This is a genomic window from Ruegeria sp. AF8 (genome assembly GCF_056541825.1).
Genome location: NZ_JBQFYW010000036.1, coordinates 1 through 22,852, shown reverse-complemented (window position 1 = coordinate 22,852; position 22,852 = coordinate 1). Strand labels below are relative to the sequence as shown.

Here is a 22,852-nt window from a genome sequence, read left to right as displayed (position 1 = left end):
TCGACATCTTCACATTGGCGAGATCAACTCCGCTCCCGTCCGCCTTCACGCGAACCTTCACGTTATAGTCAATCACGCGCTTGACAGGCACTAACACCTTCATCGCGTTCTCCTTTTGTTAACTTGGTTTGGTTTGTACAAGCGAGCGGCGCCCTGTCAGAGTTTCCATCCAGACGACAAGTTACGGAAGAATGCAGAAGCAGAAGAGAAACAGAGCTGGCTCATGAAGAACCTGTCCTGTTTAACATCGCTGCAGGAGATAGAATGCTATCCAGTTTCTGCTCGGTAATCAGCCCTTCCGCAATGACAATGTCACGGATTGACGCTCCGGTGGCCAGGGCATGTTTGGCAACGCGCGCGGCTGTGTCATAACCCAGATGCGGCGCAAGCGCGGTTGCCAGGACCAGGCTGTTGTCCAGCAATTCCCTGCACCGATCCGCGTTCGCTTGAATGCCGAGGATACATTTCTCGGTCAGGACATTGGCGCCATTGATCAAAATTTTCAGAGATTTGAGAAGATTGTATGCAACGACAGGTTCCATCGCGTTCAGTTGCAGCTGACCGGCCTCTGAGGCTATCGTCACCACCAGATCATTTCCGATGACCTGATAGCAGATCTGGTTGACCACCTCGGGAATGACCGGATTGACCTTGCCGGGCATGATGGATGACCCGGCCTGAACCGCAGGCAGGGTAATCTCGCCCAGACCAGCGCGCGGACCCGACGACAGCAACCGCAGGTCATTGCAAATCTTCGACAGCTTTACCGCCAAACGTTTGAGAATGCCGGAAAAGGTAACAAATCCCCCCAGATCGGACGAGGCTTCGATCAGGTCGCTGGCCTGTTTGAGATCAAAGCCCGAAATGTTGGCCAGATGGGCAACCGCGCGCGTGTCATAGCCAGCTTCAGCATTCACACCGGTGCCGATTGCGGTTCCACCCAAGTTGATTTCCGTCAACAACCGCCCGATTTCGCGGATTCGATCAATATCCTCGCCGACCGTGACGGCAAAGGATTTGAACTCGGCACCCAAAGACATTGGCACCGCATCCTGCAATTGCGTGCGGCCAACCTTCGCGATATCTGCGAAAGCCTTGGCGCGATCTTCAAACGCGGATTGCAGCCCCTTCAGCGCCGCGCAAAGTGGCTCGACATGAAACAGCACGGCAAGTCGGACAGCCGTCGGATACACGTCATTGGTGGACTGGCCGTGGTTCACGTCGTCGTTGGGGTGAAAATGTTCGTAGTCTCCGGCGGTATATCCCAGCTTTTGCAGAGCGAGGTTCGCGATGACCTCGTTGGCGTTCATATTGGTTGATGTACCCGCACCGCCTTGGATCATATCCACGACAAAATGGACGTGATGCTTTCCGTCGATGATTTCCTGACAGGCAGCGTCGATCGCCCCGGCCTTTTGCGATTCTAGGCCGCCGATTTCGGCATTTGCCCGTACAGCCGCCTGTTTGACCATGGCCAAAGCAATGACAATGCTGGGAAAATGTGACAACGGTACACCGGTTATCGGAAAGTTGTTCCGCGCGCGCTCAGTCTGTATCCCATGCAGGGCCTCAAAGGGCAGATCCAGGGCACCGATCAAATCGGTTTCGGTTCTCTTTGATTGCATCGACGGATATTCCCCTGTGTTTGTCTGGCTGGCTTATCTCAGGCGGATGGGTGTCAAAAGACGAGCTTTCCACAGCGTTGGTTAGCCTGTCACAAAGCAAATGGCGAATACCCGAGTCACCTTCATATTCGTCCGTAGGCGAACGGTATGGATGTGCGCCGCGCCAAAGATGTGCCCGAGGGTTAGGTATTTGCTAACGAACGCTAAGGAACACAGTTCTTAACGCCGCAATGCCGCTTTTCTATCTTTGTCCAAAGGCAGATGCGCATAAGGGAGGTTCCTTTGCCACACAACCCAAAAGATGCAATTGATGTGCGGGATGCAGTGAAACGCTATGGCGATTTTAGAGCGTTGAAGACCATTTCGCTAACCATCGCCGACAATGAATTCTTCACGCTGCTCGGGCCATCTGGGTGTGGCAAGACAACTCTTTTGCGAATGATTGCCGGGTTTGAAGCCGTCACCGAGGGTGCGATCTATCTTTACGGAAAAGAGATCGAAAACCTTCCGCCGAACCAGCGGCCGGTGAACACGGTTTTCCAGAACTATGCGTTGTTCCCGCATATGACGATTCAGGATAACGTGGCTTTCGGCCTGGAAATGCGTGGCAAATCCAAAAGCGAAGCGCGTGCCCGTGCAGGGGAAATGCTTGAGCTGGTGCAGCTGTCGCAATTTTCGGCCCGCAAGCCCTCGCAGCTTTCGGGCGGTCAGCAGCAACGCGTTGCGCTGGCTCGGGCGCTGGCTCCACAGCCCAAGGTATTGCTTCTGGATGAACCTCTCTCGGCGCTGGACCTGAAGCTGCGCAAGGCGATGCAGATCGAACTGAAACATCTGCAGCGCGAGACCGGGATTACCTTCATCTTCGTCACGCACGATCAGGAAGAAGCGCTGACAATGTCGGACCGGATTGCCGTAATGTCCGCTGGCGAGCTGCAACAGCTGGGTACGCCGACCGATATCTATGAACGTCCACGCAACATGTTTGTGGCGGATTTCATCGGAGAAACAAACCTGTTGGAAGTCTCAGTCGATGAGATCCGCAACGGACGCGCGATCTGCCATCTGGGTGGCGGGCACGAACTGACCTGTGATCAGGTCGAAGGGATCAATCCCGGCTCCAAGGTTCACATGTCGATCCGGCCCGAGCGTCTGTACATGTCCGACAAGCCGGTTGAAACCGAAAGCCTGAAAGGCCGCGTCAAGGAGAACATCTTTGTCGGCACCGACATCAGCACAATCATCGATCTGCAGGATGGCCCGGATTTCGTAGTGCGCACGTCGAACTCGGAACGCGGCAACAAACGTATCTTTGAGCCGGGCACAGAAATGTACGTCAACATGGAGCTGGGGGCAGGCCGCCTCTTGGTAGACTGATGGCAGCAGGTGCGGCAAGCGGCGGCAGCGCAACAACCGATACGTACAAAGAGGCCAGAAACTGGCTTTTGCTTCCAGCTTGGGCGGTTCTGACGATCTTCGTTCTGGCCCCGGTCCTGATGATGCTGGTTTATTCCTTTCTGACCAAGGAATTCCGCGGTGGTGTGATCTGGGAATTCAGCCTTGCAGCCTACGACCAGTTCTTCTTTGATCGCGGTTTGTTCGGGGACGAACCGCCCAAGATCGAATGGACCTATATCACGATCTTCTGGCGGTCGATCTGGCAGGCTGGTGCGGCCACTCTGCTGAGCCTGGTGATTGGTTTCCCGACCGCGTATTTTATCGCGACCCGTCCGGAAAATGTGCGCCCGCTGTGGGTCTTCCTGATCACGATACCCTATTGGGTCAATCTTCTGATCCGGACTGTTTCCATGAAGTTCCTGCTTCGGGATCAAGGGCCTTTGAACGACTTATTGATCGGAATCGGCCTGATCGACAGCCCGATTGCCATTGTGAATACCAACTTCGCGGTTCAGCTGGGTCTATTCTATTCCTACCTGCCTTTCATGGTTTTACCCATCTACGCAGCTGTTGAACGCTATAACTTCTCACTCAGCGAGGCTGCTGCCGATCTTTATGCCAGCAAGATGACAACGCTGCGCCGGATTGTTTTGCCAGCTGTGAAACCGGGTGTGATGGCCGGCTGTATTCTGGTCTTCGTGCCTTCTATGGGTTCGTTCTTGGCGCCTGACCTGCTGGGCGGCGCAAAGAACTTCATGATCGGATCGTTGATCGAGGAACAGTTCAAGGGCAACGCCGGAAACTGGCCGTTTGGTGCGGCCGCCTCGATGATCCTTCTGACTATGGTTTTGATCATCCTGATGATCTCGGCCCGTCAGCAGGCCAAAGCCAGCAAGTCGGAGGGGTAAGCCATGGCCTATGTGAATGAGAGCATAAAATCCTACAAGGGTTTCAAGACAATAACTCTGGCGTGTCTTGTGATCCTGTATGCCCCGCTGGTTATCGTAACGATCTATAGCTTTAACGCATCGCAATCGATCACCAACTGGGAAGGTCTTTCGCTGCGCTGGTATGCCGATGTGTTCACTGGCCCGGAAAGCGCCAAATTCAAAACTGCGGCGTTCAACAGCTTTACCATTGCGATAGTTGCAGCCACCATTGCGACGACGATCGCGACTCTGGCGGCCACTGCAATGGTCAGGGGCGGCAAGTTCAAGCTGCGCGCTGTGTCGTTCGGCCTTATCTCGCTGCCGATCATGGTTCCGGAAATCGTGCTGGCTACGGCAACGCTGATCTTCTTCAACTCGATCGGGTTCACTCGAGGTTATGCAACGATCCTGGTTGCCCACATCGCATTTTGCATTCCCTTCGCCTACCTGCCGATCTCGGCCCGGATGCAGGGGATCGAGGACAGCTTTGAGCAGGCAGCGCTGGATCTTTACGCGACCAAGCGGCAAGCCTTCACCAAGATCCTGCTACCGTTGATGATGCCGGGGATCATCTCGGGATTTCTGCTGGCCTTCATCGTATCTCTTGACGATTTCATCATCACAAACTTCGTCAAAGGCGCGGGCGTCGAAACATTGCCCACGGCGATCTTCGGATCAGTCAAGCAGGGCATCAAACCGAATATCATGGCGATTTCGACCATGTTGCTGAGCGTATCAATCATCATGGTTACGATCAGCTACTTCGTCAGCAAGTCCGACAACACAAAATAAGTCAACAAGGAGCAAACCCATGAAACTTCTTCTTAAATCCGGTGCAGCGGCTCTTGCCCTTGCAGTTTCGGCCAATGCGGTCGCCGCCGAGGGGGAACTGGTGATCTACCACTGGTTCGAATACATCCCGCAGGAACTGCTGGACAAGTTTTCTCAGGAAACCGGTATCAACGTGACCATGGACACATACGACTCGAACGAGGCGATGCTGGCGACATTGAAAGCAGGCGGCGTCGGCACCTATGACGTGGCAGTGCCCGGCGACTACATGGTCAAGATCATGGCGGGCGAAAGCCTGCTAGATACAATCGCTGACGGCGAGTTGGCTAACAAGGGCAACATAGCCGCCGAATGGGCCGACCCGAGCTTTGACCCGGGCCGCGCGTCCTCGATCCCGTATCAGTGGGGTTCGACCTCGTTCGCGGTGAACCGCGATGTGTTTGATGGCGACATCCAGTCCACCGACATCCTGTTCAACCCGCCGGCTGAACTGTCCGGCAAAATCAACATGCTGGACAGCCAAGGCGACGTTATGGCCATGGCCTCGCTGCATCTGGGCATTCCGCAATGTTCGACTGATCGCGAGCAACTGAAGGCGCTGAACGAGATGCTTCAGAACGCCAAACAGCACTGGGTCTCGTTCAACTCAGATACCGCCAAAGAGGTGCTGGTGTCTGGTGACGCGGCTGTCGGCCAGATCTATGACGGCTTTTCCGCAAAGGCCCGTGAAGAGGGCGCCAATGTCGAATACGCATTTCCGACCCAGGGTTATGTGGCGTGGATGGACAATGTAGTTCTTCTGAAAGGCGCGCCGAACCGCGACAATGCACTGAAATTCATGGACTTCCTATTGGAACCTGAAAACATCGCGGCAGTTTCCAACTTTGCGCAGTACAACGCAGGTGTGGACGGAGTCACCGAGTTCCTCGATCCAGAGCTGGCGGCCCAGCCTGAAAAGAACCCGCACGCAAATGCAGGCAAAGGCGTATTTTTGGAGGTTTGTAACGAGGAAACACAGGCTGTCTACGATCAGATTTGGACCAATCTTAAGAAATAGGTCTGATGTAAGTACAAAATCTGGCGGCTCTTATGTTAGAAGGGCCGCCATGCAACTCAAAAGAGACGGAAAGCCTCATAAAACGCGTTATGGTCGGCAGTGTTTCAATATCACTCCTGGGATTAGCAACCTTTTTTGCGTAGCGTATTTAAGGAACATTCCGGATTTCGTAGCCGCCCATGAAGCGCCAACCGGTTCAAAGGTTTTATCCTCAATTATTGGATTCCACTAGATGTTCAGTCCCGACATCTGGTGGATCGGGTCCACAATGAATCTGTCTGGCTCTGAAGTCCAGATTTTACGGATGTATTTGTAAGGGTGCTGTCAGACGGATTCTCACCAGTCTCGACAAGGGCAGTGACGCTGCCCCTTAATTCGGTGATGTCAGACGGATGAGAACTAGTCTCTAACTGGCTAGCATCATTTCCTATTTTGACGCGCCGATCTGACGCCACTCGGCAAGAACGACGGCACGGTTTAGCTTGATATTGGTCCGTGACGTAAGACTGCGTTCCTGATTGAAATGGTTGAAGACGGAGGCGTGAACGGCGGCAATCATCTGCAAACTTCGCATTCGCCGAAAGCGCTGCATTGCGCGTTCCCGTCGTCGGAATGGCAGGTGAGAATTCTCTGCCCCGTTGTTGAGCCAGCGGCCCGTCTCCTGCTTGTCGGCATTGCCGATGTCTTTCATTGCTGCGCGGTAGGACCGAAGCTCGTCGGTCACCAGGATATGGGGGCGACCCTGGCGCTTCATCATTTTCTTCAAGAATTTCAATGCAGCTTTCTAGTCACGTGTCTTCGTCACGTAGCTTTCCAGAACCTCGCCTTCGTGATCCACGGCCCGCCAAAGATAGTGACGCACTCCGTTGATCTTCACGAACATCTCATCCAGATACCATCGCCAATTGGAATAAGCGCGCATGTGTTGGATGCGTTTCCTCCGGATCTCGGCCGCAAATCTAGGCCCAAACCGCTGCCACCAGAACCGCACGGATTCATAGCTCACATCAATGCCGCGCTCATGAAGAAGATCCTCCACGTTCCGAAGCGAAAGCGGAATCCCGATGTACATCATCACCGCCAGGCGAATGAACTCTGGGCTGGTGCGGAAATAGCGGAAAGGGTTTGGGGTCGTCATGACCAGACGCTACGAAACCACCCCGCCCGTCTCAAGTGCAATCACTCTGACAAGACCCTCTATGGTGCTTTACGGCGCGGAAGACCAAGCCTTCGCCGCGACTGAAAAACCGAACAGCTTGGGAATGAAAAATGCAATACGCAACCTGTTCCGGTTGGCCCAAGTGGATTGCTGGTGCATTTCGAGCCTTTGATCCATTCGCGTGACGGTCCTCGGCGCATTCCCATAACGTCCCGGAGCGCGCTCTGCGGAGGTAATGTTTTGCTTATTTTGTACCGGTTGAATTGTCGACTTGAATGCACTGCCGCATTTTGTTCCATGCGGCGGTGCTGTTGAAAAGGCTTACTCGCCCGAAAGTTGCCGCAGCGCGCCGGCCCAGTCCTCGACATGGTAGGACTGCACGATCATACCGTCCTTGAGTTCGTGAATGTCGATAGTCAGGATATCGAAGCCTCGGCCCTGGCCGTCGACGCCGAAAAGGGGCCCGTTCGGCGTGCCGGTGGCGCGGCTTCGGACGATGACGGTATCTCCGTCCTGAAGCATGTCTTGCACCGCCCATTCGAGGTCGGGGATCAGTTTGCCAAATCCGCCAACCTGGCCGACAAAAGCGTCCCGTGACTTGGTCTTACCGGAATAATCACCGATGCTGACCCAATCTTCGGCGGTGGCTTCGAGGAACGCCGCTTTATGCGTTTCGGAACCGGGGTTGCTGAGCATGTCGTAGAAGGATTGCACGGTATCCTTGCTGCCAGCGACCGCAGAGGAGGCAGCCGCAGCAAGAGCGATGGTAAAGCCCGCCGCGAGGGTTTTGAGATTGGTCATCAGGGTTTCTCCAAACTTTCAGATGTCTGACCGGGCAGGCTGTCCATGCCCGTGTAAAGCAGTATGGACAGGAGATGGTTGAGGCATAAGATGGGATTGTTCAAAGTATTTGTTCGGAATCTTTGCATAATGATCGACCGCCTCCGGCAGATGGCCATCTTCGCCAAGACCATTGACCACGGCTCCTTTCGCGGTGCGGCAAAGGATCTCCGCCTATCGCCTTCCGTGGTCAGCCACCACATCTCTCAGTTGGAAGAACACCTCGGTGTCGCCCTGATCTACCGCACGACGCGCAAGCTCACCCTGACGCGTGAAGGGGAAAGGCTGCTGTCTGCGACCCGCAACATGCTTGAGGCGGTTGAGGGTGAACTGCTCGAACTCACGGCCTCGGCCCACGAGCCGAGCGGAGAGTTGCGGATCACGGTGCCTTCGGTCCTGTCCCAATCGCCATTTACCGAAGTGATGGCGCGATTTTCTGAACGCTATCCGCGCATATGCATCACGCTCGACTTCACTGACAGCCGAAAAGAGCTGGTGGGTGACGGGTTTGATGTGGCGATCCGGATGTCCGTCGGCTTCAAACCTTCACCACGCAGCCGGAAGCTATTCGAGGTGCCGCGGCGCCTGGTGGCCTCGCCCGGTTTCCTCGAAGGCCAGCCGCCGGCCCAAAATCCGAAAGAGCTGCGCGACTGGCGGTGGATGGAGTTGGCGCCAGCGCAGAGCGTTCCGCTGCGGTTTCACAAGGATGAAAAGGAACAGGTTGTGCATCGAAAGCCGAGCCATCTGATCTGCAATGATGCGCACGCGCTGTATCGCCTCTCGCGGGCTGGCGCAGGGTTGGCAATTGTTCCGGAGTTTCTTGCAGAAGAAGACGCCGCTGCCGGGCATATCAGCTACGTTCTGCCGAATTGGCGGCTTGCCCCTGCAATCGTGTTTGCGCAATGGCCGTCGAACGCTCCAAAACACGGGCTGATCAAGCTGCTGGTTGGTGCGTTCGAAGAGTTGCAGACCATTGCAAAGCCGCGGGCCGGATTGCCCAAAAGACGGGATGGCTAAACCGCGAATACTCCCAGGCTGCTTACGACACGGCCCCAGCGAACGGAACTAAGGGTTTTGCCTTAGCCACTTAAGAAACCGAACGGCAATAGGGTGCCTTGCCTGCCCTTTCTTCATGTATGAATGCAAATAGTCCTTCAGTTGGAGGTTCCCGGTGCCGACCCTGGCAAGCGTGCCGCTAGACAGCCTTGAAGTGACGCTCAGCGTTCCCCCCAGGGCCACTCCGCTGCCGCTTTCGGCGGCGTGCAGCAATGCGGGGTAACGGGAGAAGGTAACCTGCCGCCGCTCCGGCGGCTTGCAGCCAAGCCAGGTCAGATACTCGTCCCAGCCTGGCCAGCTGCGGCCGGGTTGCTCGAAATGCAAAAGCTGCGTCTGTGCTAGCTCTTCCGGATCGGAAATTTGCGGGTTCTGCGCCAGGTAGTCCGGGCTGCAGACGGGAAAAAGGTCATCATCGGCTATGGCACAGGTGTCATAGCCGGTGGACCAGACGGGACCCGCTTGAAACGCGATGTGAAATTTGGTCTGAACCTGCTCAACCGGCTTGCCGGAAGAAATCAGGTTCAATTCGATTTCCGGATAGGGCTCCAGAAAGCGGCGCAGCCGCGGCAGCAAGTAGCTGCTGTCGATGCTCTGATCCGAATAGACGATAAATTCATTTGCCGAGGCGTTTACAGCCTTCGCCTCTTCGACCGCCGATAGCAGCATGTTCAACGCAGGACGGGTAGCCGTCAGGAACCGCGTGCCTGCCTCGGTCAGAGACACATCGTGCCGGTTCCGATGGAAGAGTCTTACCCCCAGGCGCGCTTCCAGTTCGCGCATCTGCCGGCTTACGGCAGCCTGCGACAGGCCAAGCTCTTCGCCCGCGCGGGTAAAGCTGCTGAGGCGCGCAGCGGCCTCGAACGCGATGATCTGGCCGGAGGGCGGCAGGTTCCTGCGAAATTCTGACATACGGTTTCCTGATACCTAGAAGCATCTTTCTTTCTTCTGAACGTTTATTTCAAGCCTCATATTGGAATTGCCTGTAGTCAGGCATGATATTTCCGGCGGGGCTATGGCCGTTTGCCGGACAACACCGGGAAGCAGAGTTTGACACACAGCCACCGCGTTCACCCCCATAGCCGCAAACAGCATCGGGCCGCCTGCTGCAATCCCGTCTTCGACTGGCAGGACCGGCGGGATTTCGAGGCCGCGGCGCGCGGTCTGATCCACCGACCTGGCGGAGAAGGCATTTCCAGTTTGAACGGCGGCCTGGTCTGGCACCACAGCGCATTTGAGGACTTTCTGCAGGGCGAGGCCCCGGAAACCGTGCATCCCTCCCTTTGGCGGCACGCCTTGCTGAACAACTATCGCGGTTTGTTCAAGGTGACCGATGGCGTCTACCAAGTGCGCGGGGAGTCGCTCGCCAATGTGACCTTTGTCGAAAGCGACAACGGCTATATCGTCATTGATCCGCTGACGACCGTCGAAACTGCTGCCTATGCGCTGAAGCTGCTGTTTGAGCATGTCGGGGAACGCCCGGTCGTTGCGGTTATCTACTCTCATACGCACTCCGACCATTTCGGCGGAGTGAAGGGCGTGATCAGCGAAGAGGATGCCGCCAGCGGCAAGGTCCGGGTGATTGCGCCCGAAGGCTTCCTGGATTGGGTGCTGCGCGAGCAGGGTATGGCCTCTGAAGGCATGCCGTCCCGTAATGACTATATGTACGGCGAGCGGCTGCATCCCGGCCCGCGCGGGCTAGTCGATACTGGCCTCGGGCAGATGGCCGAAGGCGGCCAGGTCAGCTTCATCCCGCCGACGGAGGTGATCGGCAAGCGGCAGACGGCGCTGACAGTTGACGGGGTGGAGATCGAATTCATGCAGGCTCCGGGTGAAGCGCCTGTCGGGCTGCACTGCTATTTCCCCGCCTTGAGGACGCTGCATGTGGCGGACAGCTGTTACATGTGCATGCACAATCTCTACACCATCCGCGGCGCCATTCCGCGCGATGCCATTCAATGGGCGGATTCAATTGCGCGCTCTATGGCTTTCACCGAGGCTGAGTTCCTGATCGGGGGGCACAATTGGCCCACATTCGGTAAGGAGAACATACAGGAGCTCCTGGGCCAACAGCGCGACGGCATCCGCTACATGCATGATCAAACCCTGCGCTTGATGAACCACGGTTACGTGCCTTCGGAAATCGCCGAGCACCTGCGGTTTCCCCAGTCTCTCGAGCGGCTGTGGCACCTGCGCGGCTACTACGGATCACTTAAGCACAATGTGCAGGGGATCTATGCTTACTACCTCGGCTGGTATGATGGCAACCCGGCCAATCTGGACCGGTTGCCGCCGCGTGAACACGCTCGACATACACTGAGCTACATGGGCGGCACGGCGGCTGTGCTGGAGCGCGCGCAGGCAGACTACGAGGCTGGCAGCTTCCGCTGGGTCGCTCATGTTCTGGATCTGGTGATCTGGGCAGAACCGGACAATATGGAAGCGCGAAACCTGGCCGCTGCTGCCCATACTCAGATGGGCTACACTGCCGAGAACGCGACTTGGCGCAATGCATACCTGACGGCGGCCACGGAGCTGCGCGAGGGGCTGCCGCCCGAACGCGCAAGCCAGCGGATGTCGCGCGATGTGCTGGTCAATATGGATCCGGTGATGCTGCTGAATACGCTCAGCATCCGGCTCAACGGTGAAAAGGCTGCTGATCAGGGATTCACAATAAACTGGATGGTGAAGGAGACCGGGCAGTGTTGCCATTCGGAATTGTCGAATGCGGTACTGGTTCAATGGCCGCAGCACGCGGCTTCAGCGGATCTGGCTCTGACGCTGCCGCGCGACGTGCTCGGTGGCTTTGCAACTGGGCGTATCGGTTCTGGGGAGGCTTTGACGGCAGCCAGCGGCCTCCGGGGCGATACGGGTGTTCTTGAGCAGCTTGCCGCCATGCTGGATCACTTCCCGGCTTCCTTCCCGGTCGCAACCCACAGCATTAAGTTTGGCGAGGAATTGGCATGAACCTCCTCGACCCTCAGGATTGGACCTTCCCGGTCCCCATCGCATATGGCACCGGCCGTCTTAAGGAGATTGCCCAGCTTTGCCGCAAGGCAGGCATGTCGCAGCCTCTGATTGTCACCGACCGGGGCAGCGCAGCGCTGCCGTTCATCGCAGAGCTGCAGCAGCTCTTGGCCGAAGGCGGGCTGGAGGCAGGGTTGTTTGCAGAAATCTCCCCCAATCCGCAAGACATCGAAATCGCGGCAGGGCGCAGCCGCTACCGCAGCGCCGCCCACGACGGGATCATCGCCATCGGCGGCGGTAGCGGCATGGACGGTGCCAAGGCTGTCGCGCTGGTGGCTGCCAATGACATGGATTTGTGGGCTTTCGACTATGACAAGATCCCGCCGGATATGTCCGGCCAGCCGGCTTTCCCGCCGCTGATCTGCATTCCGACAACCGCGGGCACGGGAGCCGAGACCGAAAGCACCGCTATGATCACCGAAACCGTACGGACAATGAAGCTCTGCGTGTGGCACCCGGAGCTGAAACCGGCGGTGGCGATATTGGATCCGGAATTGACCTGTGGCCTGCCTGCCAATCTGACGGCCTGGACGGGTGTGGATGCACTGGTGCATGCGATCGAGGCCTATTGCGTGCCCATGTTCCATCCCTTGTGCGACGGGGCTGCGCTGGAGGGCCTGCGCCTGATCGCTGCCTGGCTGCCTACGGCCGTGGCCGAGCCGGACAATATAGAGGCACGCGGCGCCATGCTGGCGGGCTCCTGCCTGGCTGGAATATCTTTCAACAAGGGGCTTGGGCTGGTGCATGCCATCTCTCATATGACGGGTGCAGAATTCGACACCCATCATGGGCTGACCAATGCCATCATCCTGCCTTCGGTTCTGACCTTCAATGCGCCCGCCATCGAGGACAAGATTGCCCCTATGTCTCAAGCCATGGGGCTGCGTAGCACAGATTTCGCTGGCTTCCACGCGGCCATCTGCCGCCTGCTGGACGATCTGGGCATCCCGCGAAAATTGTCGGAAATCGGAGTGCCGGAGAGCTGCACTGGAAATGTTGCATCCAAGGCGATCCTGGATGTCGCCGCCGGCACCAACCCCCGGAAATCCACCACCGCCGATATCGAGGCAATTCTGACTGCAGCGCTGACAACAGAGAGATAGCGGACCCGGCGGCCCAGGCCTGCGCGGAACCGTGAAAGAGGAGAGAAGACCATGGATGAATTGAATTTCCTTCTGGAAAAAGCAGCTTCCGGAAAAATCAGCCGGCGGGCCTTTCTGGGGCGCGCAGGGGCCTTGGGGTGCAGCGCGGCGATTGCCAGTTCCCTCCTGGCCACTGCCGTGCAGGCGGGCGGCCCGAAAAAAGGCGGCCACGCCGTGCTGGGCATGTCTGGCGGTGAAACCACCAATTCGCTGGATCCGGCGCTGGGACTCAGCCAGGTGCCGTTTTGCTTAATCGCACATTTTGCCGAACCGCTAGTGCGGGTCGATCCGGATGGATCGATCAACATGCGGGTTGCTGAGGAATACAGTGCCTCCGCTGACGCGAGAACCTGGCGCTTCAAGATCCGCAAGGGTGTGGAATTCCACAGCGGCAAGACGGTGACTGCGGAAGACGTGCTGAAGACCATGCAGCGCCACGCGGACGAGGAATCCTCCTCCGGTGCGCTGGCTCTTATGAAGGGCATCACTGGCATGCGGGCCGATGGGGATGTCTTCGAGGTGCAGCTGGAAGCGAGCAACTACGATCTGCCCTATCTGATGGCCAACCGCCTCCTGGTGATTCAGCCTGACGGTGGATATAGCGATCCGGCAGCCGGGATTGGCTGCGGCCCCTATCAGGTGGTGGAAAACCAGCCCGGCATGCGCCACACCTTCGAAAAATTCGAAAACTACTGGGATGATGGCGTTGGCCATTTTGCCAGCACTGAGGTTCTGGTCATCAATGACATGACCGCGCGCGCAGCAGCGCTGCAATCAGGTCAGGTCCAGATCATCAATGCAGTCGCACCGAAAATCGCCAATCTGCTGGACCGCGCGCCTAATGTCCTAGTGCAGCAGACACCGGGCCGGGGCCAGAACGTGTTTTCCATGCATGTGGATGAGGAGCCTTTCGACAACCTCGACCTGAGACTGGCGCTGAAATATGCGATCAACCGCGAGGAGTTGGTGGAAAAGATCCTTTTCGGCTACGGGTCCGTTGGCAATGACACGCCGATCAGCAGCGCCTATCCGCTGTTCGACGCGACCATCCCGCAGCGTTCCTTTGATCTGGAAAAGGCAGCCGCGCACTACAAGGCTTCAGGCCATGACGGCAGCCCGATTGTCCTGCATGTGGCGGAAAATGCCTTTGCCGGGGCCGTTGAGGCTGCACAGCTGTTCCAGCAAAGCGCTCTGGCCGCAGGGATACCGCTGGAGGTGCGGCGCGAACCCAATGACGGCTACTGGTCCGAGGTTTGGGACAAGAAACCCTTCTTTGCTTCCTATTGGCTGGGGCAACCGACCCAGGCGCTGATGTACTCGCTCGCCTTCCGGTCGTCTGCTGCCTGGAACGAGACCAACTTTAACCACCCGCGCTTCGACGCGCTGCTGGCTGCTGCCCCGGGTGAGCCGGATGAAGTAAAACGCAAGGCGATGTACCGGGAGATGTCGCTGGCCGTGCGAGACGAGGGCGGGCTGATCATGCCCATGTTCAACAACTTTGTCGACGCGCACAGTGACAAGATCGGCGGCTGGGAGATGAACCCGATGGGCGACATGATGAACGATCAGGCCGCCATCAAATGCTGGATGGAGTAACGGGCCGGGCGCTCTCCGCGTCTGAAGCCCCTGCTGCTGTAGCCGCACAGCGGGGGGAAAGCCCACAGACATGATTGATCACGTGGTTTGAGACAGGCCGGGCGGCTTGCGCTCGACCTCCAGATGGTTAGGTCAGGTTGGCGTCAAAATGGCTGACCGACCATTTGATGTGCTTACGCAGCATTGCAGCGGCGTCTTCCGCTTTCCGGACTCTGCAAAGGTCCAGTATGTGCTTTTTCTGCTCGAGATCTTCCTTGAAATTGTCGTCCGAGCTGCCCCAGCCGACACTGATGTATCTGTTGTAGAGGTTCCAGTTCGACGCGATGATAGCCAGGGTCCGCTTCATCTTGGACGGCTGGTAGAGAGCGCGGTAGAAATCCCATACGCCCGGATCGAACGGGGTGCCCTCTTTGCGGTTGGCTCTTTCAAGCATTTTTTGTTCTGCCGTGTCGAATGCCCCATCGGGCGCGATTTGAACGGCCCGCTCCAGAACCACAGGTTCCAGCAGCAGCTGAAGTGCCACAAGCTCGTCGAATTCGGCCCGGGAAACTCCAATAACGCGGGCACCGACCCGGGGCTTGTATTCAACGAAACCGTCCGATTCCAGGCCGCGCAATGCCTCCCGGATCGGGGTGTGGGACACTCCAAGTTCCCGGGCCAGCTGATCAATAACGATCGCTTCTCCGTCAGTCCAGCGGCGGGAAATGATCTGAGCGCGGATATAGTCGATGCACTCGCTGGTCGCGGATTTCAGATTCCGCCTGAACACCTGCTGATCTTGCGTTGGGGCTGTCATGACAAAAGGTCCTCTTCGGCAGAAAGGTGAGCTGGCTTCGCTTGTTCGCTACTACACGAGGTTTCGAACTGGAAGCGAGCCTCACGAGTTGACTTTCCATAAATCCTATAGGATATAGCATATAGCTTCAAGCCCAGATTCCTCGCTCCAGACATCGCGCAGGGGTGCACCGGACCGGCAAAGCAGCGACCAAAAAAGGAAGAAGACAATGCAGACAGACAAACACCTGACACGCCGCCGCCTGCTGAAGGCTTCTGCGGCCTCCATGGGAACTGCAGCGCTAAGCCCTTCATTTGTTTGGGCGAAGGATCTGAGCACTCCGATGGACCCCGACAATCTGATCATTGCGGTCGGACATTCCGGCCCGATCACCGACGGCGGCTGGACGGAGAACCATCACAAGGGAATCACCGCCATCAAGGCAGCGTTTCCGAACGCCAAGATTCTTGAAGTCGAGAATGTCCCGGCCTCGTCGAAGGGCACGCGGACAATCCGCCAGCTGGCGGCGCAGGGCGCCGATATGGTCATCATGACGAGCGGATACGGCGAGATTATTGACGAAGTTGCAAACGCAAACCCTGATATCGCTTTCCTGGAGGCGTCGGGCTTCACGCCGGTGCCCAACAAGCGCTCCTATTACATTAAGGGCTGGAAAGCTGACTTTCTGAACGGAATGGCTGCCGGACGGATGACCAAAACAAACCGGCTCGGCTACATCGCGTCCTTCCCGGTTCCTTCCGCCAATTTTGCGATCAATGGTTTCCATGCCGGTGCCCGGTCGGTGAACCCGGATGTCGTGACGAATTGCATCTTCATCAACTCCTGGTTCGACCCGCAGGCAATGAGCCAGGCCGCGCAGGCGCTGGTCGACAGCAGGGCGGATGTGCTGGCATCGGTGGTGGACGGCCCCGAAGCCATTCAGGTTGCAGAAAAGAATGGTGTGTTTGCCTTTGGTTCAACCGGGGACATGCGTGAATTCGGGCCGGAGGCCTACATCGGTTCCACCATTATCAACTGGGATGACTATTACGTCGGGCAGGTCAAAGACCTTGTCGCCGGAAAGTGGACCGGCGGTGACGATCTGCTGGACCTCGGCGCCGGTGTCGATGTTGACGACTTTGGCAAAAACGTGCCGCAGGCGGTCCGTGACGAAGTCGCGGCTATGCGCCAGCAGATGATGGGCGGTTATTCGCCATTTGTGGGGCCCCTGAACGATAATGAGGGGAACGTTAAGCTGGCTGAAGGCGAAACCCTGCCGGAAGAGGTCATTCTTGGCTGGGACTGGTACCTCGAAGGCGTCTCAGTCAGTTCCTGAGCCGGAACCCAGCAAGGCATTGCCGGAGTCAGCTTTCCGGCAATGCCCGGCCATTTGGGAGGAAACAAGGTGGCATCAGATTTAGCCGTTGAAATGCGCGGCATCACCAAGACATTTCCGGGCGTTAACGCGCTTACGGATGTCAGCGTGAGTTTCCGGAAGGGCGAAATACACGCGCTCCTGGGTGAAAACGGCGCCGGAAAATCGACCTTGATGAACGTGCTTACAGGCATTTACCGGCAAAACTCCGGCAGCATCCGGGTCGATGGCAGGCCTGCCGATTTCCACAACGCGTCCGACGCCATCAAGGCTGGTATCGGGATGGTTCATCAGCATTTCAAACTGGTGAACACATTTACCGTTGCCCAGAATCTTCACATGGGGTGGGAAGATACGCCCGGTTTCATCACCCAAATGAAGCTGAACCAGCGGGCCAAGGCGATTGCGGAAGAATTCGGTCTTGATCTGGATCCCGCTGCAATCGTTGACGATTTGTCTGCAGGCGCTCAACAGCGGATAGAAATCGTTCGTGTCCTGGCACGCGGCACAAAGATCCTGATCGTCGATGAGCCGACCGCCGTGTTGACCCCGCTGGAGGTGGAAAGCCTGTTCAAAGTTCTGCGGGCGCTGCGGGAATCCGGGCGGACAATTATCTTTATCAGCCACAAGCTCGATGAAGTTCTCGATATTGCAGACCGGGTAACGATCCTGCGCCGCGGAGAGGTTGTCGCAACCCATGATGCGGCAGATATGGATACGCGAAAACTCGCAAATCTCATGGTCGGGCGGGAAGTCATCTTTGATAGAATGCCCCGCGTTCATCCGGCCGAGCAAAGCGAAATCGTGAACCTCGAAAATGTTTCGGCGTTGTATCCTTCCGGGGCGACGGCGCTGAAAAACGTGAATCTTTCGATCAGATCGCATGAGATCCTCGGGGTGGCCGGCGTCGCCGGAAATGGTCAACGCGCTCTGTCCGAGGTCATTGCCGGAATGCGTGATCTCAGCGAAGGCCGCGTGACAATCGATGGGCAGGATGTCTCCGAACTGGAGACGGCAGAGGTGACCAAGCTGGGTGTTGGCCACATTCCGGAGGACCGCCTCAGAACCGGCTTCGCCGGCGATCTTCCGGTTTCGGCAAATTCCGTTCTGAGAAAATACAAGGAAAGTCCAATCTCGACAGGCATGTGGTTCCGCAACCAGCAAGCGGTTGCAGTGTCCCAGGAAATGGTTGCGGCAGCGGAGGTTGCCACACCGGACGTCCACGTGCCGATCCGCACCCTTTCCGGAGGCAATCAGCAGAGGCTGATTGCCAAGCGGGAATGTGAAATTGCCAAGCGCGTGCTAATTTCGGTCTATCCGATGCGGGGACTGGACGTGGGAGCAATTTCCCGGCTGCGGGAAATGATCATGAAGGTCAGGGATTCAGGTGCCGCTGTCATCCTGATCTCCGAAGAGCTGGAAGAGCTTCTCGAAATGTCTGACCGCATTGCGGTGCTCAACCATGGAAGGATCGTCGGAACCTTGCCGGTAGAAGAAGCAACAATGGAGAGGATCGGGCTGATGATGGGCGGCGAAACCCTGGAGGCGGTGGGCTGAATGTTTGCAAGCTGGCGTTTTATCAAACTGAAGGATGAACCGAGGTCCCGGTTTATCCTGTTCCGGGTAGTTGCCGTGGTGCTCGGCCTGCTCGTTGCTGGGGCAATGCTGGGGATGTTCGGGTACAACCCGGCTGGCATGCTGATCAATGCTGTCTCCATGATGCTGGGCACGGCTTTCGGGATTCAAGACCTGGGCACTCTGATCACACCGCTGCTGCTGACCGGCCTGGCCGCAATGATCGCGATGCGGGTTAACCTTTGGAACATCGGCGGGGAGGGTCAGTTTTATATGGGAGCCTGGGCTGCCGCAGGGGTCGGGATTTACTTCGACGGTCCGCCGGTTGTCGCCCTGCTGCTGATGTTTGCCGCAGGCGCAGCCGCGGGGGCTGTCTGGATCGCGCTGCCCGCCTACGCCAGATCCAAGGCCAATATCGACGAAATCATAACAACGCTGCTGATGAATTTTCTGGCGGTTTACTGGATCGGATACTTTGCCGCTGGCCCTTGGTCCGACCCTGGCGTGCGGGCCTCAGCATCTTCTCACAAAATCCAGTATGAACTCACGGAATGGTTCGGGTTTTGGAACATCGGGGTGTTTATCGCCCTTGCCTTGATCGCGGGGTGCTGGCTCCTCTTCAACAAGACCGTCTGGGGCTATGAAACAGCCTATGTAGGCTCGAACCCCAATTCTGCGTCGTATGCCGGTATCCCAGCGCAAAGGCGGATTCTGATGACGATGCTGCTGTCTGGCGCAATCGCCGGTGTCGCCGGGGTGATCGAGGTCAGCGGCACCGTTAGCCGGCTGCAGCTCGGGATATCAAATTACTACGGCTTCATGGGGGTGGTAATCGCCGCTCTGGCTGCAGGGTCCTATGCCGGAGTGGTCATTGCATCCGTGCTGATCGCCATCCTGCTGAACACCGGGATCGTCTTCGAAGTGCAGGGGCTTTCGCTGAATGCGGTGGTGGCACTGACCGGGTGGATCCTGCTGGTGGTCGGCATCGCACAGGTCGCAGCGAATTTCAAACTGGTCAGAATTCAATCCGGCAAGGCGGGGCAATAGGCATGGATATCCTCGTAATCATCGCAAACCTGGCGTCTTCAGCGCTGCTGGCGGGCGGGGTCCTGGCCCTGGCGGGAGTCGGCGAAACCGTCTCCGAACGGGCGGGCGTTTTCAACCTGGGTATCGAAGGCTTTATTGCAGCGGGTGCCATTGCGGCTGTCGCGACGGCAGCGGCGACCGGCAGCCTGGTGCTTGCAACTCTGGCCGCCGCGCTGTCAGGCGTAATACTAGGGCTGTTCTTCGGCCTCAGCACGGTGCTGTTCCGAGTCGATCAAGTCGTTGCGGGTCTGGCTTTTACCTTCATCGGAACAGGTTTGGCTTTCTGGCTAGGAGCTCCCTACGCGGGCAAACTGGTTTCTGTAACCTACCCCAAAGTGGATATCCCTCTGCTGAGTGACATTCCGCTGTTCGGCGACGCGCTGTTCGGCCACCAACTGCCAGTCTATTTTGCGTTTCTGGCAGTTCCGGTTGCCGTGCATATCGCCCTGTTTCACACTCGGCTGGGGCTGAGCATCCTTGCCGTTGGTGAAAACCCCGCAGCCGCCGCTGCAACCGGCATTCCGGTCGTGGCGATCCGTTTGACCTGCGTTGTTTTCGGATGCCTGATGTCGGGCCTTGCAGGGGCCTACCTGACCCTTGTCTTTATCCCGAACTGGTCGGAAACCATCGTGGCGGGACGCGGCTGGATCGCTTTGACGCTTGTCATTTTTGCCGGATACAAGCCCCTGAACATATCCGCGGCGGCGCTGTTTTTCGGATTCATTACCGCTTTCGGGTTCTCTGCCCAATCCTGGGGCTGGGCGGTGCCCTCGGTGATCTTCTCGGCACTTCCCTATTTCGCAACCTTGATGATCATGTTCCTGCCCCTGTGGCGAAAGGGCAGGAGACGGCGAACCCTGAGACCGGCAAGCCTGGGCGTTCCTTACTTTCGGGAATAGTCCGCAATACCGAAAATGGCCGCTTACAGGTCTTCTGGTTGCCGCCTCTCCGGCGCAATCGGCAGCCCCCCTGCGGCAAATCCCACACGCCTGAATGACCGGAGCAGAGGCAGCAATCGTGCCCGCCGCCGGGTCCGCCAGGCCCTGTCCGGCAAGGAGCCGAAAATGCAAGACACTGCATATTACGCAATGAAGAAGTTTATCCATGACATCCCGAAGGCGGAAACGCATGTGCATGTTCAAGGCTGTGTAACGCCGGACCTGATGCTCACATTTGCCGAAAGAAACGGGATCGCGCTGCCGTACCAAACGCCTGAGGAGGTCAAGGCGCATATCGCCACCTGCCCGGGCGACCTTTCGGCGTTCATTCAGATTCTCAACGAGGTTTCTTCGGTGCTCAGGACCGAAAGGGACTATTATGAAACCACCTTGGACTACCTGGTCCGTTCTGCCCGTCAGAATGTGAAGTTTGCAGAAATGTATTTCGACCCCCAACCGGCTCTCGACTACGGCTTGTCTTTGGGGGCGGTACTGTCCGGCATGAATGCTGCCCGCGAAAAGGCGCTTGAAGAGCACCAGATCGATTGCCAGTGGATCATGAGCTTCAATCGCGACAGATCACCGGAATCGGCAATGGAAATTCTATTGATGGCTGTAACCGAGCGGGAAAACATTGTTGCCGTGGGTTTGGATCACCAGGACACGCCAAAGTACACCAGCCGCTTCAAACCGGTCTTTGAGCGCGCTGCCGAAATGGGTTTTATGCGGACCACTCATGTCGATCTCTATGAAGACAACGCGGTCGACCGTGTGTGGGGTGCAGTCAAAGATCTGAATGTGGACGGCCGGATTGATCACGGTATTGATGGGCTGGCGGACACGGCTTTCTGCACCTTCATGTCTCAGTCAGGGCTAGGTCTCGCTGTTACCCCAACATTGTTTTTCGACGAAGACCCAGAGAGTTCCACGTATTTCAAAGACGTTTGCAATGCCGTCCGTTACATGCTGGACAACAACTTGAAGGTCACCGTCAGCACTGATGATCCGGGAATTTTTGGGATGAACTACGAAAGTGAGACCACTCATCTGGTTCAGCAGCAGATCGGACTGACCAAGGAGGAAGTGGTCCGTTTGTCCCAGAATTCCTTCGAAATGCTGTGGGTCGATCAAGAGCAAAAGAACCGGTATCTGGATATGCTCACGCCCTTCAGGGAGTCCGGACACTAAGTTGAGAAGCTGCAGAGTTTTTTCTGTATCGATAACTCAGTTTTGGTCTGCACCTGAGCCAGTTCCGGAGAACGCGTTGATGGCATGCTCTATCTTGACGCCTTCAAGGCAACCGGCGAAGCGCGCTACGCGGCTGTCGCCCGGAGTGTGCTGGAGGACCTGCTGTCGCGGTTCTGATTGCCAGAAGGCGGCTTTGCCACGGCACTGGATGCCGAGTCTGGCGGTATCGAAGGCGGATACTACACTTGGACCGCCGAGGAAATTCGTGCGGTGCTGAGCCCCGAAGCAACTGCCCCCTTTATGGACGCCTACCTGGACTCCGAATTCGGTTTACTCAAGGGCCGGAGTGTTCTCAGACTGCGAAAGGAACGCGCGCAGCTGCTGAACACGCTTCCGTCTGATCTCAGCAGCAAACATCGGGCCAAACCTGTTCCACCAATATCGGACAGTTTCGTGGCTCATTTCGATGCCTCGCTCGTGCAGCAGATCTTCCACATTCCGAAGCGAGAGCGGGAAACGGATGTACAGCATCACCGCAAGGCGGATGATCTCGGGACTGGTTTTAAAGTATTTGAAAGAGGCAGGTCTGGTCATGGGCAAAAGCTACGTAACCGCCCTGCCCCGCTCAAGCAAAGTTCTTCTGACAAGACCAGCTTGTCAAACCGCTCTGCGGCGAAAGTACGGTCCCGGTTTCCTTCAAATCGACGCCTGAGAATGGCCGGATTGGTGACATGCACTGCATCGTAATACTGAACCAGCCGCAACTGCGAACGGATGCTGCGTCAACAAATACCGCGACTGCACAGGTCCGGAAATTTGCGCTGGTTGCCGCCATCGACGCGATCCTCGCCCCATGACCCCCAAGTGGATGTGATGCCCCAGAATGACAATCCATGCGCTGCCTCGCAGCAAAGCGATTGCGAGCCCTGAGCCGCCGAACTTTGTAGCGCTCGCTGCGCAGAAACAGCCAAAAAGACGAGCGCGTCTTTCAATAAATTACAGGCGTTCAGTCGGCCCAGAAGGTTGTTGGCAGCTTTGCAAGAATGAAGGTCTGCAATCGTTGCAATCACCATCACACGTGACAAACGAGTTATCTGTAAACGACTTGCTTACAGTGGCGGAAAAGCGATTGCACCACGCATGCCTTCCGGCGCGACGTTCGGTTAGCGTCGGCTATTTCACATTGGTCACTTACCACATATTGACCACGCTCTATTCGAGTGCGGCTGCGCTTCGTGCACGGTTCGGAGAAAGAAGCAAAGTAGCGCGATACGCGTCAGCCGCCTCATCTTTTCGATCC

Annotated in this window: 17 protein-coding genes and 3 pseudogenes; 13 read left to right on the top strand and 7 right to left on the bottom strand. The window is 57.1% G+C overall.

Going from position 1 to position 22,852, the window contains the following annotated elements:
- A pseudogene (locus tag ACR0AO_RS24360) lies at positions 1–103 on the bottom strand (electron transfer flavoprotein subunit beta/FixA family protein); the annotation flags it as partial.
- A 118-nt stretch (positions 104–221) separates the two neighbouring features.
- Positions 222–1,625 (bottom strand): aspartate ammonia-lyase, encoded by a 1,404-nt coding sequence (locus ACR0AO_RS24355; RefSeq protein ID WP_480609320.1) that lies wholly within the window; start codon positions 1,623–1,625, stop codon positions 222–224.
- Positions 1,626–1,907: 282 nt separating this feature from the next.
- Here ACR0AO_RS24355 and ACR0AO_RS24350 point away from each other — a divergent pair, with 282 nt between their 5' ends.
- From ACR0AO_RS24350 to ACR0AO_RS24335, 4 genes are read left to right on the top strand one after another with little or no spacing between them, the layout of a single operon-like run.
- A complete protein-coding gene (locus tag ACR0AO_RS24350; RefSeq protein ID WP_480609318.1) occupies positions 1,908–2,999 on the top strand; it encodes an ABC transporter ATP-binding protein in 1,092 nt (363 codons plus the stop codon).
- Positions 2,999–3,928 (top strand): ABC transporter permease, encoded by a 930-nt coding sequence (locus tag ACR0AO_RS24345; protein ID WP_480609316.1) that lies wholly within the window; start codon positions 2,999–3,001, stop codon positions 3,926–3,928. The genes ACR0AO_RS24350 and ACR0AO_RS24345 overlap by 1 nt, the downstream gene beginning before the upstream one ends.
- Before the next feature lie 3 nt (positions 3,929–3,931).
- Positions 3,932–4,741, top strand: a complete 810-nt coding sequence (locus tag ACR0AO_RS24340) for an ABC transporter permease (RefSeq protein ID WP_480609314.1) — start codon at positions 3,932–3,934, stop codon at positions 4,739–4,741.
- A 19-nt stretch (positions 4,742–4,760) separates the two neighbouring features.
- Entirely contained in the window at positions 4,761–5,798 is a 1,038-nt protein-coding gene (locus tag ACR0AO_RS24335; protein WP_480609312.1) for an extracellular solute-binding protein, read from the top strand.
- A 427-nt stretch (positions 5,799–6,225) separates the two neighbouring features.
- On the opposite strand, the pseudogene ACR0AO_RS24330 reads toward ACR0AO_RS24335, so the two are convergent.
- Positions 6,226–6,936: pseudogene (locus ACR0AO_RS24330) on the bottom strand (IS6 family transposase).
- Between the two features lie 342 nt (positions 6,937–7,278).
- Entirely contained in the window at positions 7,279–7,758 is a 480-nt protein-coding gene (locus ACR0AO_RS24325) for an ester cyclase (RefSeq protein ID WP_480609310.1), read from the bottom strand.
- A 150-nt stretch (positions 7,759–7,908) separates the two neighbouring features.
- Here ACR0AO_RS24325 and ACR0AO_RS24320 point away from each other — a divergent pair, with 150 nt between their 5' ends.
- On the top strand, positions 7,909–8,814 hold the full coding sequence (locus ACR0AO_RS24320; protein WP_480609309.1) for a LysR family transcriptional regulator: 906 nt from the start codon (positions 7,909–7,911) through the stop codon (positions 8,812–8,814).
- A 48-nt stretch (positions 8,815–8,862) separates the two neighbouring features.
- Here ACR0AO_RS24320 and ACR0AO_RS24315 read toward each other — a convergent pair whose 3' ends face one another.
- Positions 8,863–9,762, bottom strand: a complete 900-nt coding sequence (locus tag ACR0AO_RS24315) for a LysR substrate-binding domain-containing protein (protein WP_480609307.1) — start codon at positions 9,760–9,762, stop codon at positions 8,863–8,865.
- Between the two features lie 138 nt (positions 9,763–9,900).
- On the opposite strand from ACR0AO_RS24315, the gene ACR0AO_RS24310 reads away from it, so the two are divergent.
- Genes ACR0AO_RS24310 through ACR0AO_RS24300 form a run of 3 tightly spaced genes read left to right on the top strand, consistent with a single transcriptional unit; the run spans position 9,901 to position 14,615 of the window.
- Entirely contained in the window at positions 9,901–11,817 is a 1,917-nt protein-coding gene (locus ACR0AO_RS24310; RefSeq protein WP_480609305.1) for an alkyl/aryl-sulfatase, read from the top strand.
- A complete protein-coding gene (locus ACR0AO_RS24305; RefSeq protein ID WP_480609303.1) occupies positions 11,814–12,980 on the top strand; it encodes an iron-containing alcohol dehydrogenase in 1,167 nt (388 codons plus the stop codon). Before ACR0AO_RS24310 ends, ACR0AO_RS24305 begins: the two co-directional genes overlap by 4 nt.
- Before the next feature lie 51 nt (positions 12,981–13,031).
- The gene (locus tag ACR0AO_RS24300; protein WP_480609301.1) at positions 13,032–14,615 is read left to right on the top strand and encodes an ABC transporter substrate-binding protein; all 1,584 of its coding nucleotides are present in this window, start codon (positions 13,032–13,034) and stop codon (positions 14,613–14,615) included.
- 127 nt (positions 14,616–14,742) lie between these two features.
- Here the strand turns inward: ACR0AO_RS24300 and ACR0AO_RS24295 are convergent, their stop codons facing one another.
- Positions 14,743–15,411 carry a GntR family transcriptional regulator gene (locus tag ACR0AO_RS24295; RefSeq protein ID WP_480609299.1) on the bottom strand — a complete coding sequence of 223 codons (669 nt, stop codon included), beginning with the start codon at positions 15,409–15,411 and terminating at the stop codon, positions 14,743–14,745.
- Positions 15,412–15,619: 208 nt separating this feature from the next.
- Between ACR0AO_RS24295 and ACR0AO_RS24290 the strand changes: the two genes are divergently transcribed.
- The 5 genes from ACR0AO_RS24290 (at position 15,620) to ACR0AO_RS24270 (ending at position 21,552) form a co-directional block, all read left to right on the top strand.
- Entirely contained in the window at positions 15,620–16,726 is a 1,107-nt protein-coding gene (locus ACR0AO_RS24290; RefSeq protein WP_480609297.1) for a BMP family ABC transporter substrate-binding protein, read from the top strand.
- Between the two features lie 69 nt (positions 16,727–16,795).
- Positions 16,796–18,322 (top strand): ABC transporter ATP-binding protein, encoded by a 1,527-nt coding sequence (locus ACR0AO_RS24285; protein ID WP_480609295.1) that lies wholly within the window; start codon positions 16,796–16,798, stop codon positions 18,320–18,322.
- The gene (locus ACR0AO_RS24280) at positions 18,323–19,387 is read left to right on the top strand and encodes an ABC transporter permease (RefSeq protein ID WP_480609294.1); all 1,065 of its coding nucleotides are present in this window, start codon (positions 18,323–18,325) and stop codon (positions 19,385–19,387) included.
- A 2-nt stretch (positions 19,388–19,389) separates the two neighbouring features.
- Positions 19,390–20,325, top strand: coding sequence for an ABC transporter permease (locus ACR0AO_RS24275; protein WP_480609292.1), 936 nt, complete (start codon positions 19,390–19,392; stop codon positions 20,323–20,325).
- A 165-nt stretch (positions 20,326–20,490) separates the two neighbouring features.
- On the top strand, positions 20,491–21,552 hold the full coding sequence (locus tag ACR0AO_RS24270) for an adenosine deaminase family protein (RefSeq protein WP_480609291.1): 1,062 nt from the start codon (positions 20,491–20,493) through the stop codon (positions 21,550–21,552).
- Between the two features lie 366 nt (positions 21,553–21,918).
- On the opposite strand, the pseudogene ACR0AO_RS24265 reads toward ACR0AO_RS24270, so the two are convergent.
- Positions 21,919–22,146, bottom strand: a pseudogene (locus ACR0AO_RS24265) (IS6 family transposase); the annotation flags it as partial.
- Positions 22,147–22,852 lie beyond the last annotated feature (706 nt).

Excerpts from the sequence above, each read along its gene's own strand:
- ACR0AO_RS24325 (WP_480609310.1), bottom strand. The coding sequence starts at position 7,758 with ATGACCAATCTCAAAACCCTCGCGGCGGGCTTTACCATCGCTCTTGCT.
- ACR0AO_RS24315 (WP_480609307.1), bottom strand. The coding sequence starts at position 9,762 with ATGTCAGAATTTCGCAGGAACCTGCCGCCCTCCGGCCAGATCATCGCG.
- ACR0AO_RS24295 (WP_480609299.1), bottom strand. The coding sequence starts at position 15,411 with ATGACAGCCCCAACGCAAGATCAGCAGGTGTTCAGGCGGAATCTGAAA.
- ACR0AO_RS24300 (WP_480609301.1), top strand. The coding sequence starts at position 13,032 with ATGGATGAATTGAATTTCCTTCTGGAAAAAGCAGCTTCCGGAAAAATC.
- ACR0AO_RS24290 (WP_480609297.1), top strand. The coding sequence starts at position 15,620 with ATGCAGACAGACAAACACCTGACACGCCGCCGCCTGCTGAAGGCTTCT.
- ACR0AO_RS24345 (WP_480609316.1), top strand. The coding sequence starts at position 2,999 with ATGGCAGCAGGTGCGGCAAGCGGCGGCAGCGCAACAACCGATACGTAC.
- ACR0AO_RS24275 (WP_480609292.1), top strand. The coding sequence starts at position 19,390 with ATGGATATCCTCGTAATCATCGCAAACCTGGCGTCTTCAGCGCTGCTG.
- ACR0AO_RS24270 (WP_480609291.1), top strand. The coding sequence starts at position 20,491 with ATGCAAGACACTGCATATTACGCAATGAAGAAGTTTATCCATGACATC.
- ACR0AO_RS24305 (WP_480609303.1), top strand. The coding sequence starts at position 11,814 with ATGAACCTCCTCGACCCTCAGGATTGGACCTTCCCGGTCCCCATCGCA.
- ACR0AO_RS24280 (WP_480609294.1), top strand. The coding sequence starts at position 18,323 with ATGTTTGCAAGCTGGCGTTTTATCAAACTGAAGGATGAACCGAGGTCC.
- ACR0AO_RS24355 (WP_480609320.1), bottom strand. The coding sequence starts at position 1,625 with ATGCAATCAAAGAGAACCGAAACCGATTTGATCGGTGCCCTGGATCTG.
- ACR0AO_RS24340 (WP_480609314.1), top strand. The coding sequence starts at position 3,932 with ATGGCCTATGTGAATGAGAGCATAAAATCCTACAAGGGTTTCAAGACA.
- ACR0AO_RS24335 (WP_480609312.1), top strand. The coding sequence starts at position 4,761 with ATGAAACTTCTTCTTAAATCCGGTGCAGCGGCTCTTGCCCTTGCAGTT.
- ACR0AO_RS24320 (WP_480609309.1), top strand. The coding sequence starts at position 7,909 with ATGGCCATCTTCGCCAAGACCATTGACCACGGCTCCTTTCGCGGTGCG.